Source organism: Williamsia muralis NBRC 105860 (assembly GCF_001598915.1).
In the GTDB taxonomy this organism is placed as follows: Bacteria; Actinomycetota; Actinomycetes; order Mycobacteriales; family Mycobacteriaceae; genus Williamsia; species Williamsia muralis.
On record NZ_BDAP01000001.1, the window covers coordinates 1,085,369 to 1,098,502 of the forward strand.

At 61.9% G+C, this 13,134-nt stretch carries 13 protein-coding genes and 4 tRNA genes; 11 read left to right on the forward strand and 6 right to left on the reverse strand.

Going from position 1 to position 13,134, the window contains the following annotated elements; genetic code table 11:
* Nucleotides 1-2: 2 nt before the first annotated feature.
* The 6 genes from WIMU1_RS05245 (at nucleotide 3) to WIMU1_RS26355 (ending at nucleotide 7,059) form a co-directional block, all read left to right on the forward strand.
* Nucleotides 3-230 carry a hypothetical protein gene (locus WIMU1_RS05245; RefSeq protein WP_062795382.1) on the forward strand — a complete coding sequence of 76 codons (228 nt, stop codon included), beginning with the start codon at nucleotides 3-5 and terminating at the stop codon, nucleotides 228-230.
* 429 nt (nucleotides 231-659) lie between these two features.
* Nucleotides 660-881, forward strand: a complete 222-nt coding sequence (locus WIMU1_RS05250; protein ID WP_147431424.1) for a hypothetical protein — start codon at nucleotides 660-662, stop codon at nucleotides 879-881.
* A complete protein-coding gene (locus tag WIMU1_RS05255; RefSeq protein WP_147431423.1) occupies nucleotides 878-1,747 on the forward strand; it encodes a hypothetical protein in 870 nt (289 codons plus the stop codon). The genes WIMU1_RS05250 and WIMU1_RS05255 overlap by 4 nt, the downstream gene beginning before the upstream one ends.
* Before the next feature lie 115 nt (nucleotides 1,748-1,862).
* Nucleotides 1,863-4,109 carry a bifunctional DNA primase/polymerase gene (locus WIMU1_RS26985; protein ID WP_084247998.1) on the forward strand — a complete coding sequence of 749 codons (2,247 nt, stop codon included), beginning with the start codon at nucleotides 1,863-1,865 and terminating at the stop codon, nucleotides 4,107-4,109.
* A 600-nt stretch (nucleotides 4,110-4,709) separates the two neighbouring features.
* Nucleotides 4,710-5,609, forward strand: coding sequence for a recombinase family protein (locus WIMU1_RS05265; RefSeq protein WP_245969114.1), 900 nt, complete (start codon nucleotides 4,710-4,712; stop codon nucleotides 5,607-5,609).
* Nucleotides 5,610-6,138: 529 nt separating this feature from the next.
* Nucleotides 6,139-7,059 carry a tyrosine-type recombinase/integrase gene (locus WIMU1_RS26355; protein WP_158599283.1) on the forward strand — a complete coding sequence of 307 codons (921 nt, stop codon included), beginning with the start codon at nucleotides 6,139-6,141 and terminating at the stop codon, nucleotides 7,057-7,059.
* Here the strand turns inward: WIMU1_RS26355 and WIMU1_RS05275 are convergent.
* The 4 genes from WIMU1_RS05275 to WIMU1_RS05290 all read right to left on the reverse strand — a co-directional run bounded on the left by WIMU1_RS05275 (nucleotide 6,980) and on the right by WIMU1_RS05290 (nucleotide 9,457).
* Nucleotides 6,980-8,137, reverse strand: a complete 1,158-nt coding sequence (locus tag WIMU1_RS05275; protein WP_062795388.1) for a DUF4062 domain-containing protein — start codon at nucleotides 8,135-8,137, stop codon at nucleotides 6,980-6,982. The genes WIMU1_RS26355 and WIMU1_RS05275 overlap by 80 nt on opposite strands.
* Complete coding sequence (locus tag WIMU1_RS26360) at nucleotides 8,137-8,556, reverse strand: hypothetical protein (protein WP_158599282.1); 420 nt, start codon at nucleotides 8,554-8,556, stop codon at nucleotides 8,137-8,139. The genes WIMU1_RS05275 and WIMU1_RS26360 overlap by 1 nt, the downstream gene beginning before the upstream one ends.
* A complete protein-coding gene (locus WIMU1_RS05285) occupies nucleotides 8,537-9,001 on the reverse strand; it encodes a hypothetical protein (RefSeq protein WP_120802823.1) in 465 nt (154 codons plus the stop codon). The genes WIMU1_RS26360 and WIMU1_RS05285 overlap by 20 nt, the downstream gene beginning before the upstream one ends.
* Nucleotides 9,002-9,381: 380 nt before the next feature.
* Nucleotides 9,382-9,457, reverse strand: a tRNA-Lys gene (locus WIMU1_RS05290).
* A gap of 253 nt (nucleotides 9,458-9,710) precedes the next feature.
* Here WIMU1_RS05290 and WIMU1_RS05295 point away from each other — a divergent pair.
* From WIMU1_RS05295 to WIMU1_RS05305, 3 genes are all read left to right on the forward strand, one after another.
* Nucleotides 9,711-9,783 (forward strand) — tRNA-Glu (locus WIMU1_RS05295).
* A gap of 31 nt (nucleotides 9,784-9,814) precedes the next feature.
* Nucleotides 9,815-9,888: transfer RNA gene (locus WIMU1_RS05300), tRNA-Asp, on the forward strand.
* A gap of 68 nt (nucleotides 9,889-9,956) precedes the next feature.
* A tRNA-Phe gene (locus WIMU1_RS05305) sits at nucleotides 9,957-10,030 on the forward strand.
* 95 nt (nucleotides 10,031-10,125) lie between these two features.
* On the opposite strand, the gene WIMU1_RS05310 is transcribed toward WIMU1_RS05305, so the two are convergent.
* Together WIMU1_RS05310 and WIMU1_RS26105 are read right to left on the reverse strand one after the other, a co-directional pair.
* Nucleotides 10,126-11,418 carry a sensor domain-containing phosphodiesterase gene (locus WIMU1_RS05310; protein WP_062795391.1) on the reverse strand — a complete coding sequence of 431 codons (1,293 nt, stop codon included), beginning with the start codon at nucleotides 11,416-11,418 and terminating at the stop codon, nucleotides 10,126-10,128.
* Nucleotides 11,419-11,564: 146 nt separating this feature from the next.
* Entirely contained in the window at nucleotides 11,565-11,777 is a 213-nt protein-coding gene (locus WIMU1_RS26105) for an ANTAR domain-containing protein (protein ID WP_062795392.1), read from the reverse strand.
* 176 nt (nucleotides 11,778-11,953) lie between these two features.
* Here WIMU1_RS26105 and WIMU1_RS26110 point away from each other — a divergent pair, with 176 nt between their 5' ends.
* Both WIMU1_RS26110 and WIMU1_RS05320 read left to right on the forward strand, forming a co-directional pair.
* Complete coding sequence (locus WIMU1_RS26110) at nucleotides 11,954-12,121, forward strand: hypothetical protein (protein WP_157366785.1); 168 nt, start codon at nucleotides 11,954-11,956, stop codon at nucleotides 12,119-12,121.
* A 93-nt stretch (nucleotides 12,122-12,214) separates the two neighbouring features.
* Nucleotides 12,215-13,108: an ATP-grasp fold amidoligase family protein gene (locus WIMU1_RS05320; protein ID WP_084248000.1), complete on the forward strand. Its 894-nt coding sequence runs from the start codon at nucleotides 12,215-12,217 to the stop codon at nucleotides 13,106-13,108.
* The last annotated feature ends 26 nt before the right edge of the window (nucleotides 13,109-13,134 follow it).

Genomic DNA, 13,134 nt, shown 5'->3' on the forward strand with positions numbered 1-13,134 from the left:
ACATGAGTCGTGATGACGACGACGCCGAGTTCTCGTTGCCGCCCACCGGTCGTAGTTCGCGTCGGCGCGGTCGCGTGACCGCTGTTGCTTCGGCGACTATCGGGGGTGATCGATACCTCGGGCAGATCGCTTCGGAGACCATAGAAGACGCCATCGTCAAGCAGGCCACGCACCCCGGCAGCCCGGCCACCGTTCCACTGCCCAAACGCACTCGCCGCGCGAGTCAATAAAACGCGAGTTTGCGCCGCAGCGGAACAACTTACGTCCCTGAGACGCCGCCTCGCGAGTTTCGACGGACTGCCGCGTACCTACCTACCGCGAGAAAAGCCTCAGAAATGCCAAAACGACTGTGTAGCAGTCACTCCCGACAGGTCGATAGTAGACGCCGCGCGTCGGAACGAGTACGCTCGGGAGTACCGGGTCGCGCAGGCGGGCCCGCTGCGATACGCAACGACGTTACTGAAGAGACACGAAACCGCAGTTGCTTGGTAAGACCGCGAGGGAGGTGGACCCCCCTCCGTGAACGCCGTTAGAGGTGCATGAGCGGCCCCAGACTTCTGGGCACGCACTGAGGCAACTAGCGAAAACAGGCACGCATCAACTGACAAGCTGGTCAGGGGAGCGTGCTTGCGTTCTCCTGCCCTACCCAGGAGGGCATCGTGGAAACTCAGAATCAGCACTACCGTGGAGAGCAGTCAGCCGCTGGCCGCATCGCCGAGAAATACGGGGTGCAATGCAGTGGTCGCTACATCAAGAGTGAAACGGAAGCCGGGCGGCTCCCGGTCGTGATTTTTGCTCATCAAAGGTGGTATTCCGAAGCCGATTTGGACGCCTGGTTCGCGTCGAAGCGCAAGTCGGTTGCTTCTGGTGGTGCCGCATGAGCGCTAATCTGACCCCTGGACGTAGAGCTGAACTCACCAGAAGATTCGAGTTGGATCGACGTCGCGAACGGCGAAGCCTGGCCAATCCTGAGATTGAGGCAGATGAGGCGAGCCTGCGACTAACGGCGCGGTTGTCGTCGGGGGCGGGAAGCAACCCGATTGTCGGCCCAATCGTGGAGAACTATGTCAAGGGGCCCTTCACCCTGGCCGACTATTCACTATTGGTTGCCGTGCTCTCCTACATCCATTCGAATCTCACCCGTCGGGGCCCTGCGCCGTGGCGGGCCGATGGTTACTCAGACGAGCAGATAGTCGACCGGACCGAAACCCGCTGGCTCGCCCAGGACCGAGTCGACCGATATGCCGAGCTGCTGGAGTCTGTTGGACTCGGGCGTGCGGGGCAGGTGGAGGTCGTGCTGCACGGCAAGGGAGCGCCGAGAGTGACGGGTGGTGAGAACCGAACCGCGGCATCGGTTGCGTTTCCAATCATTCCGAATCCCGTGATCGAGATTCCGTCGACCATCGCGGACGTCGGGATCCCGTTGGCGGGCGAAGAATGTGAGCCAGCATTTGCTTGGCCGTTATCTCGCATAGTCATTCGGCTGATGAGCCTGTTTGCGTCTGAGTGTCTCTTCTGCCCCTTGCTCGACAACCAGCTACGTCATGATCGGGGTTCGCATCCGGACCAAGCTTTGGTAGTCGGGCGGGGCCAACGTGTCCATGTCTTCCCGGTATGCGTGTGGTGCATGCGAAAGATCGAACGGCCGTACTACGACGACGATGACCTTGATCCAAACGTCTTGACGTTCATGGGCAACGACGACTTCCTCGCACAAGTCGGCCACCCAGAACAAAAGTGGTACTGACCTCCATCACAACCTGGTGGGCCAGGAGCTTATGTAGGAAGCAACCTGGCCCACCAGTTGACGTCGACGCGATCGACGTAACGAATTCCCCTGTGCTGCAGAAAGAACCGCAACTATGAGTCTATCGCATGAACCGCCGCTACCTCCCGCTGAAACCGCGACGCTACAGCACCCCGTTTCGCGACACCCAGTGCCTTCTGGTGCCACTTACGCAGACGCCTATCCTGTGTATCTGTCCAGGGGTTGGGACTCGCCTCTACCTCTCCCGAGAGGCAAGAAGAAGCCGCCGCCGAAAGGGCTGACTGGGCGTGGTAGCGCCAGACCTACCGCTAACAGGCTCAAAGAACTGGCCAAGACCCACCCCGGCGGCAATCTGCTACTTCGCCTGCCTGACAACGTCATCGCGATTGACGTCGATTGCTATGACGAGAAGCCGGGGATGGGAACGATCGCGGAATTGGAGCAGGAGGCCGCAGCCTCACTTGCGGCGACGTGGTCTTCGACATCGCGGCAGGATGGCAGTCGGCAGATGTTCTATCGGGTACCCGACGGGTTGGAATGGCCCAGCAACGTCGGACCAGGTGTCGAGTTAATTCACGCCTCCCATCGCTACTCGGTCGTCTGGCCCTCAGTACATCCGGACGGCCGTCAGTACCGCTGGCAGAGCCCGGAGGGGGAAGAGGCGAGCGTGCCACCCCGCCCGGAAGACCTAGCGGACTTGAACCCTGCGATCGTGCAGGTTCTTACCGCGCGCGCAGCGAACCCGACGGAGAAGGCAGACGAGACGGCAGGAATCGCGCTTCTCGACGCACTCCCCGCAGGACCTGCGGGCGCGGACGTACTCGAAGTTCTGGCCAGAGGGCTGCAGGAACTGCCTTCGTCTCGCCACGAGGCGGCTCGCACAACACTCAACCGCCTACTGCGCATGGGGGAGCAAGGGTCTTCCGGCGTGCGAGATGCGATCGGTGAGCTTCGAGCCGCGTTTGTGCGTGAGGTCGCGAATCGTGCCGGTCCGAACGCTGCGGGCGAGGAGTTCGACTCCATGCTCCGCTCCGGTAGCCGATTGATCGCAGGCGACCCAACGTCAGACGCAGACCTCGCTGACTGGGCGCTAGCCCACGAAGCCTTCGGCCCTGGCGGACGGTGGAACCCTGACACGCCTGGCACCCTCGCGAACCGAATGGCCCAGGCGTCAAAACGAACAGCACACACAACGGTTACCAACGGTGAGCGGGGGTCCATCTTCAAACTAATGTCGGCTGACGAATGGGCAAAGCCCGTGCCGAAACCGGCGTTCTTGATTCGAGGGGTGCTAGTCGGAGATACGTTTGGAGTCGTTGCTGGCCCGAAAAAGTCTCTTAAGACTCACGAAAACCAAGCGATCGCGTTAGCAGTCGCCACCGGACAAAACCTGTACAACCACAACCAATTTGAGGTGGCCAGCTCACGCCGAGTGCTGTACATCGTTGGCGAGGGCGGCGAGTCCGATGTGCGTCGAAAGCTGCGACGGATGTGCCGCGCATATGGCGTGGACCCAGCTGATGTAGCTCGCGACCCCGCATTCCCGCTGCAGGTTGCTTTCGGTGCCGCTCCGATGAGCGAGAAGCGGTTCAGTGACGAGCTGAAGGGCATGTTGGACACCGCGCAGCCAGACCTGGTGTTGATCGAGTCGTTCTACAACTTCCACCCCGCAGACGTCGAAGCGTCCAACCTGTACCAGCGAGGGCAGGCAATCGACGGGTTCCACAGGTTCGTGCGACGCCAGTGCGAAGGCGCGACGTCGCTGATGACTGACCACTATCGCTCGACTGCGGGCAAAGGCAATGACCTGGACATGATTTCGATGGCCGGCCAGGCGGAAAACGCAGACAGTTGGATTACCAGGTACCACCGGCACCCACCCGAGGTCGACAAAGGAGACTTCTCGTTACGCGTGAGCTTCAACTCTCGCCAGTGGGGCGGGCGCGAGTGCGACATCGATTGGCATCTGGGGGCGTTCGATCCTGACACCGGAACGCACGACGGCGAAATATCGTGGACCGTACACGTGGGAGACGACGGCTCAAGTCCTCAAGACAGCGGGGCGCGGACGCTTGAGGGGCGCAAAGAGATAGTTGCCGATTGGATTTCGACGCATCCGGAGATGTCGAAGACCAGTTCTACCGAAGCGCTCGCCAAACAGTACGCGATGCACCAGAAAAACTTCCGCGAGGCGTGGTCTGTTCTGGAAGGCGACAAGCGCATCTATCAAACCAGCGACAAGCTGCCCTTTGGCAGCGACGGTCGCACTCGTAACAAGCAGGTTTGGAAGGTTCGCGACAACGGTTTTCTGTTCGGTTCGGACAACGGGAGTGTTCGATGATGCAGCTGCAGCCAAGTAGCCAGACGAGCCTACGCACAACCGCCGGTCGGTTCGGGAAGGCCTCCGGCCGGGCATCGGCCGGGTATCCCCGGCCCGAAAAACGATGCCCGGCCGCGACTGCGCGGAGCAGCCGGAGATACCTGCTTGGAGCTGCATTTACGTGCGGAAACGATGTCCGGCCCGGATAGCCGGGCATCGGCCGCATATCGTCCGTCGAGGATCGAAAGGGCGCCGGAGAGGGCCGTTTCCGGCCCTCCGGCTCGTCCTATAGGGCCGGGCATCGTCGGCCGGGCATGCAACCGGAGGACGAGGGAGGGTCAGTTAATAGCCGCTAACTCAATTTAGCCACTTGCCGAATACCTCTCTCGCGACGTCTATTTCGCCTCACCGAACCGGCGCCTTGGCTGTAAGTGCGATGCCTGACTCGGCTGTGCTGGAGAAACGCCAGCCGCCATCGTAACGAGATGAAAGGAGCGACCCGCCGAACGACTGCTAGATGCCCTTCAGCATGGGGAGCGTTGGAGCTAGGTGGGTAGGCGACGCTGCTGCGCACGGTCGATCGCCGATAGCTACGGCGACTACGGCTCGGCAAGCCTAGATATGAAGTGGCTGAACATCATTCGGATACTGATTGCAGATCGCTGGCGTAACGTAAGCGGCGTCGAAAACCTGAAAACGGTCGTTAAACGATTCCGACGCCGGGCGACCTGGCAGAACAGAGTGAAGGGAAGAACGATGAGCACATCGTCCAACCGCGCCGAAGCACTACGGCGCGCCCTGGCATCAGGCAGCGCGCCCATCCCGCGAGAGGTGGTACCAGCCGACGGCACGAAAGATGCCGCAGTACAACAGGTATTGCCGCTGCGGTTGATTGGGTACGCGCGGGTGTCAACTGCAGAGCAGAGTGTCAAGGGCTACGGACTCCGATCGCAAGGCGAAGTGCTGCAACAATATTGCGCATCGAGGGGCCACGAGCTGCTGACAGTGACGAACGACGTCATCAGCGGTAGCAAGGCGGAGCAGATGCACGGGCGAGCAGTCGCCATCGCTGCGGTCGAAGCCGGTCTGGCGGACGGGTTGCTGGTGCGTGCGCTTGACCGTGCAACCCGCGACCAGCTCGACGCAGCAGAACTGTACAAGCGAGCAGAGAAGCGCGGATGGCGGCTGATGGATTGCGACAACGCAGACAGCAGCGACCCGAGCCAGCGGCTGACGGCAGACATACGCCTCGCCGTGGCAGCGGAAGAACGCAGACGAATCAGCTTGCGGACGCGCGAAGGGTTGGCGCGTGCAAGGCGTGAGGGTAAGAAGCTTGGCCGGCCGAGTCGGATCGCACCTTTCATTGTGGAAGAAATCGTGCTGATGCGACGCGACGAAGGGATGGGGCCGAAGGCAATTGCAACGTGCCTGGACGAAGCAGGCGTGCCAACACCAGGCGGCGGAGAGCGGTGGCACTACGCGACCGTGCGGCGAGTGCTCCAACGAGAGGGTGTGGCCTGAGATGGCATACATACGCGCTTATGACACAACCCAGCGCCGAAAAGGCAAAGCGGTCAAGCGATATGAGGTTGTGTGGACGGAGCCAGTGCGGGATGCGATGGGGCTACCAGTGCCCGTCGATCCGTCAAACGCCAGCGGCAAGAAGCGCCAGCGCTCACGGCAAGAGAGTTACAGCACTCGCGAAGCGGCAGAAGAACGGCGCGACCAGCTGAACGCGGCAAGGCGTACGTCCACAGGCACGGCCACGCTCGCGGATCAGCGCAAGGCAGGTGACCTACCAGTCGGCCACTATGCGCGAGAGTTCATCGAGTCCATACGAGGGACAGTCAAACCGAGAACAGTCCGAGAGACGGAGTCGGTGTACCTGCGCTACATCGCAGAACCGTTCGGCGGCAGAGCGGTTGCTAGCTTGACGGCGGCGGACGTTCGACACTTCCGCGCCGACCTGTTGTCGCCGAGACCGCGCCGCAGCTATGACACGCGTTCAGTGAACCGGGCGGAGGTTGACCCGAGTAAGGCGACTGAGTTGGTGACGCTGTCCCGTTCGACGGCCAAGCACGCCTACGACGTTCTGCGGCGAATCCTGGATGTCGCGGTGGTGGATGGGGCACTTCACGCGAACCCGGTTCACTCCGTGCCATTGCCCCGGCAGGCCGCGACTGTTCGGACGACGGACCCGACGACAGGCGAGCCCCGCGTGTTCAAGGCGTCGCCGTTGACCGGCGCGCAGGTTGCCGCAGTCGCGGGCCACATGGCCGAGAAGATGGGCCGTCCTATCGACGCCCTAGCCGTCACTTTCAGTGCTTATACCGGCGTCCGAGCAGGGGAGCTACGAGGCTTGGAACTAGGCGACCTCGACTTGCCGGAGCGGTCGGGCGCTCCCGGCTCGGTATCGGTGACGCGTACCAAGACGCGGCGTAGGGGCGGCTGGGAAGTGGGCACGCCTAAGTCGGCCCGTTCTACGCGGGTGGTGCCGATAGATGGCTGGCTGGCCGATGATCTGCGCGCGTACCGTGCAAGCCATCCCCGCCGACTCGACCCGGCTGCGCCGTTGTTTCCAGGCAGGATGTCACGCGCCGAGGCGAAGGCGGCAGGGGTGAACGCGAATGACCCGACAGCGACCGTGAAGTGGTCGGAGCCGATCAATACCGACAACGTCTCGGACCATTACTACACACCCGCCCTGGCGGCCGTGGGCGTTCCTCAAGCCCGCTGGCACGACCTGCGGCATACGTTCGCGGTCCTAAGCCTGAGTGCGGGCGAGCACTACATGCAGGTCTCGAAGTGGCTGGGACATGCGTCATTCGTGACCACGCTGAACGTGTACGCCGACTACATTTCGGAGGTGGAAGGCGGGAAGAAAGCGCCGCTTACGCGTCCTGAGCTGGCGCTTCCGGCGCAGCGGGATCAGTCGGCTCCGTCGAATGTGGTGAGTCTGTTTGGGCGATAGGCGGTGAGTCCTCGGGATCACCGACCTTTCCTGAACCCCCAGCAACAGGGCTGGGCTTCTTGACAGTCATGAGGTCGGCTAAGTAGGCCTGACCGGTGGGCGTCAAGCGCAGATACTTGTTGGCGTCGCTCACTGCGCGTCTTTTAGTTCCACTCTCAATCATTCCCAAGAACCGAAGATGGACCACGACCTTTTCAAACTCATCCTCGGATGCATACAGCCGCTTATTTGGCACTTTGTTGACAGCTTCTATGTCACTCTCGCTCATTCTGCCGTGGTACGCGCAGAGTTTGAGCTTCTCCTTCACCTCGTCCTCTGTTGCCTCATCAATTAGAGCGGGGCCGATCGCCTGGATAATGTCGTCCCAGGTGACGGTGGTTATCGGGTCTGCGCTCGACTGACCCGTGAGGCGTGAACGTACTGCGATTTGGAGCTCGATCTCGTCAGAGCCGTGAGCCAGCGACGCTTCATCTAAGCCGGTCGAGTTTTCGATGCGGAGGCTTTGTGACTGCTCCCGCGCTTCGGCCAGCTCTGCTCGCAATCTGAGTATCTCGCGTTCAGCTTCGTCGCCCGCAGCGGAGTCGCCACGTATCCAGCCGATGCCGGGTCTCGTGCGTATAGCTCGATTGAGAGCGCGAGATACTTTCGAACCCAGCTCGTCCGCGGTGAGGAAGTCTGCGACGACTCGGTCTTGCATCACGCGAGAACGAAACTTCGCCAGCAGCTCCCGGGACTCATCATCTTTGTCCGTCTTCCCCTGCGCAATGTCATCAGTATTCCCGTGGACGAACGCGAGCACATGTTTGCCCTGTTGGAGAGCGTAGTTGAACTCTTGTTCGGTAAAGCTGATGCCATCCTTCGTTCGGCTGCCGTACCGGCCTCCGACTATCAGGACGTAGTAGTCGGAGAGGTCAATGACATCTCGAATCAGCTCCCATTGGGTCTCGTCGGCTGCGACGAATAGTTCCATGCCGGCCGGGATGCAGTCGAGTTCAAGTATCGCTTGGGTCACCTGGCGACGTTCCTCGATCAGATCGACGTACGTCGAGCTGACAAAGACCTGATAGCGCCTATCCACTAGAAGTCCCTGTCTGTATCGACATGCTTCGCAAGGTCGCCGATGTTCACAGTTATGGCCTCCTGGCGACCACGCTTCTCGCCCGCTGAACCGCGCTCGGTCTCGATGCGGTCTCTGGCGAAGATGGTGAAACTGAGCGAGCTGAAAGGTGAGTTGGTTCTGAAAGTCTGGGCCCGGGAGAACCTCGGGAACACATCGAACACCTTCACACGAAGCTTCTCCTGAGGAATCGGACCTAGTGATGCGCCCGTCTCCGGGTCCTCGATGGAGTTTTCCTCGCCTGCCTCGTTGTATAGCGCAAATATCATTCCAGGCCGCACGCCCGAGTTAGAACCGCGATTGATGACGATGGTGTGCTCGTCCTCGACGGCGGCCACCTGTCCGGCTATCTGCTCAGGGTTAGTTAGAAAGTTCGCCATTTTTCCCTCGTTCTTGGCCGCTGTCAGTAGAAGGCTTTGTTTCCCCGTCACGCGTGACCGTCTGCGGGTTGGTACCGAGAACGATCTTCGGCCGGTCCGCGAACGCCCGTTCGTCATCGGAAAAGTTCGTTTGAGCCGTTGTGAAGCCGTCAATGGATAGAAGTTCCCACTCGCGGGTGGCCTGCTGAGCGGTCATCAGAGTTAGTTCCGTAGCGGTCTTGGCCTGACCCATTCGAACGATCGCATCGCCGATGTTTTCTGAACCCAGGGCGAGGGCGGCTTCCTGAATCTTCTCGTCGGCGTATTGCACCCCATTGCTGAGGTTGAGAGTCGTGTAGGTGGCGCTCCGGACCCGTAGCTCTAGCGTTTTTTCCGCGCTCAATCGGTGGTACAGGTGAGTCGTGACGCCACCGATTGCGATCGCAAGCAACGGTACTGCCGCCACCACGCAAAACGTGCCAAAGGCGCCATCGCCATCGATTAGCGCCCCTGAGAGGCTTGAAACCAGAAGGGTTACTAGCCCTGCAAGCGCGTAGGCAGGCCACCAGCGGTAAAGGTGGTGGGGAGTTTTAGCCGCTGACCTCTCAGCCACCGGCGCTGGAGGTGACGCTGGCGACTTTGGTGTTGGCTTCGGCGACGCTGGCGGGTTTGGCTTCGGCGGCTCTGTCGCGCCCTCGCCAGCATCTCCTGATTCGACCACCAATGGATCATGCCATTTGGCCCCGACAACCCCGCCCCGGCGCGCGGTGGACCGGGGCGAAACCGGGGTGACGGGGCTGAAGCGACTAGGCCGGAAACGCCGTAGCGCTTCGACCTGGGTGTTCGTGGTGCCCCCTCTCGGGCTCGAACCGAGGACCTGCGGATTAAAAGTCCGTAGCTCTACCAACTGAGCTAAAGGGGCGTGCCCATTTCAGGGCGCAACGAAGTTTACAAGACGGCGGCGTGGGGTCGTGTAGTCGGGGCACGCGGTCGGTCGGTGTGCTGCCGCACGCGTTCGGTCGCCGAGCACGTGTTTGAACACGGGCGTGGTGATCGATGCGGTGCGTCGTCGACCGGGAGTGGCAAACTGTTCAAATAATGCGGGCTGACCTGCTGATTTGGGATTTTCTGCGCCCGTGTCCTAAGCTGATTCAGCTCCCTTACGGAGAACACCGGCCCCCTTCGTCTAGCGGCCTAGGACGCCGCCCTTTCAAGGCGGTAGCGCGGGTTCGAATCCCGTAGGGGGTACGCGAGCCAGATGACACTGGCAAGCATGCAAGGCCCTGTGGCGCAGTTGGTTAGCGCGCCGCCCTGTCACGGCGGAGGTCGCGGGTTCGAGTCCCGTCAGGGTCGCTTTACATCTCCGGTTCGCCGGAGATCGCAACACCAAGTTCGATTGGCATTCGGTTCGGGTGCCGTCCGGCCAGGTAGCTCAGTTGGTACGAGCGTCCGCCTGAAAAGCGGAAGGTCGTCGGTTCGATCCCGACTCTGGCCACCGTTATCGCAGTCCACGAAGTCCGATCCTCTCCGAGGGTCGGACTTTTTGCATTCTGAGTCGAGCTGATTCCCTGACCTTGACTGTTCTGCCGCCTATGGCCGCGCACTCGAGAGCATCGGGAATGCGTCGGCGGGCTGCGCGGCGGACCAGTGATAGCCCTGCCCGTAGCGGGCCCCGACGATGCGTGCCTGGTGTGCCTGTTCAGCGGTCTCGATGCCTTCGATGACCAGGAATTGGCCCAGCTCGGCGGTGAGTGCGGTCAAGGCGCGGGCGATCGCGCGTCCGGTCGGTGTGTGCAGCGACGACCCGACGCTACGGTCGGCCTTGAGGCCGTTGACGCCGATCGCGAGCAAGTGTTCGGCGGGCAGCCAGGGACCGCCGATGTCGTCGAACACGACGATGTAGCCGCGCTCCCGGAGATCGTCTATGACGTGGGCATCGATGAGCGCGGTGGTGGGTACGGCAACCGATTCGGTGATCTCGAGGGTGACTGACGAAGGGGCCACGCCGGCCGCTGTGGTCACCTTGTCGATCCGGTCGGCGCAGTCGGGACGATAGAAGTGGTGGGCGGAGAAGTTGACCGCGACCCCGATGTGGTCGGCATCGATGCGTTCGCTGCGCCACCGCTGCAGGTCGGCAACCGCCCGGGCCAACATGGTCAGGTCGAATTCGATGATGAGATCGGTGTTCTCGACCAGCGGTATGAAGGAGTCGGCGGCCAGCACCCCGCGCGCGGGGTGCATCCACCGCGCCAGTGCTTCGACGGCCGTGAGCTCGCCGGTCTGCAGGTCGACGATCGGCATGTACCACGGCACGATCTGGCCGTTGTCGATCGCCGCGGACACCTCGCCGATGCCGAGTTCGGCATCACCGTGGCTGCGGGGCGCCCCGGCGCCGATCGCTATGCGACTGTTCTGCGAGCGTGCCGCGTCGAGGAGTTCACCTGCCAGGACCGCGCAATGTTGCAGCGCCACCAGATCGAATCCTTGTGCCGTGTGCGGCTCGGTGTCGAGGACGCACAGTGTGGCCACCGGCAGGTCTTCGCGACCGAGCAGGGGGATGCCTGCGTACGCACGAAAACCGGCGCGGCGCAACGGATCTGCGACTTCTTCATCTGCGTCCGGACTGGCGGAGTCGAGAATGGTCACCGGCGCACCCCGCCTTATCACCCCGGCGCACGCGGACGTGCTCAGTGGAACAACGATTCCGGTGTCGAATCCGTGAGCAGCGACGGTGTGCTGATGCGTTCCGTCGACCACGTTGATCAAAGCGATCGGACACCTGGTCACCTGCGCGGCGAGGGCAAGCACGGAAGTCAGGCCGAGAGAAGGTGTGATCCGCGTGTAGTGCGACGCCGACTGCGCGCGCCGGTCGTCTTCGGCCATGGCCACACTCCCTCGGGTCGGATGCCAACTCAACCACCCCCGCCGGATTCTTGCGCGGGCAACCTGCCTGGACTCAGATGCCGGACAACTTGTCTCGCATCTGTAGGGCGATCGCCGCCGTGGTTTCGACAGTCGAAACTCTCGTGTCAGTTGTATTCGGGCCGCAGTGGTCTCGGGTGGGTGTCGATCAATACCGACGCGGCATCGAACAACGACACCTTGGACACGGTTGCGACCTGCGTCAGTCGCCGCGTGGCATCGATGCGTCTGAGCTTGCATCGTTGCATCAGCATCCCGACGGCGATTGCGATGACGTGTCGCTCGCTGAGTACGCCATTGAGCTCACTGCTGGTGCCCATGTGGGGTTCCCTTGTTCACTGCGACACCGAAGGGGATGTCTGCCGTAGAACCCCATTGTGCGCTTCTGGCTGCGCAGAAGGCGAACCACGATGGGCTGACCGTCGCGTGCTGACCGTAAAGATCACTATGACCATTGTCTGTCCGGGCAAATTCTCGGTACGACATACTTCCCCGGGTGTGGTGGTGGATCGGCGTCGGAGCCGTCGTCTGGGTGGTCGTATCGATCGGTGTTGCAATCGTTGTTGCGCGCGTGATCAGCCATGCCGACCTCGAAGACGAATCCGAAACCCTGCGGCGAAACGAACACCACCGCGGGCTTCGCGGTGTGTTCCGCCGCCGCTGACCCGGCCGGACGACGTGTGTAGCTTCTACCCCGATGAGGAAGTATGTGCACCCACCGGCACGGCTGTGTTCCGTGGCCGGCTGAGGACCGGGTATGAGACACGCGCGGTGGCGCGAACGCAGCAGGCTGGTGCGGTGGTGGCGACTCAAGCAGACGCGGAAACCCGAAACGTTCACCGAGAAAGTTCGATACAAGATGTTGCGGGACCATCGCAGTCTCGTGGTGACGTTTGCTGACAAGGTCGCTGTGCGAGACCTTGTCGGGACCACCGTGGGCACGGGCTATCTCCCTGCGGTGTACGCGATCATCGACGATCCGGAGCGGCTTCTCACCGAAGCCTTGCCGCGACAGTATGTCGTGAAGCCGTCCCACGGGAGCGGGGCTGTCGTGGTGGTCTCCGACACTGCCGATCCAGGCGCCCGCCTGCCCGGCGTAGAGGCGTGCTGGTCCTACAGTCATGTCCGCCCCGAGCACGCGGACCGGCGCCAATTGACGGCGATCGCACGCTACTGGCTACAGCAGTTGTACGGGCAGGGCCCGAACCGGGAGTGGGCGTACGGCCACGTCCCTCGGCGGATCATCGTCGAAGAACTTCTGACGAATGACCTCGGCGACATACCGCACGACTACAAGTTCTTCGTCTTCCACGGCAGATGCGAGTTCATTCAGGTAGACACATGCCGCTTCGGCAGGAGAACCCAGAACTTCTACCGAAGGCCTTGGACCCTCTTGCCGCTGAGTGGTGGTCCTCCGCCCGCTGAGCATCCCCAGGCGGCACCGGAGTGTTTGGACGAGATGATCATCGTGGCCGAGAAACTGGCCACCTCCACCGATTTCGTCCGGGTCGACCTGTACGTCGTCGGCGGGCGAGTGGTGTTCGGCGAGATGACTAACTACCCCGCCGGTGGGGAGAGTCCTTTTCACCCGGCGTCGTTCGACCGGGAATTCGGTCGAACGTGGCGGGTTCCGAAGGCCTACGTCGACTGACGGAGCATCGCCGCCGCACGATCGAT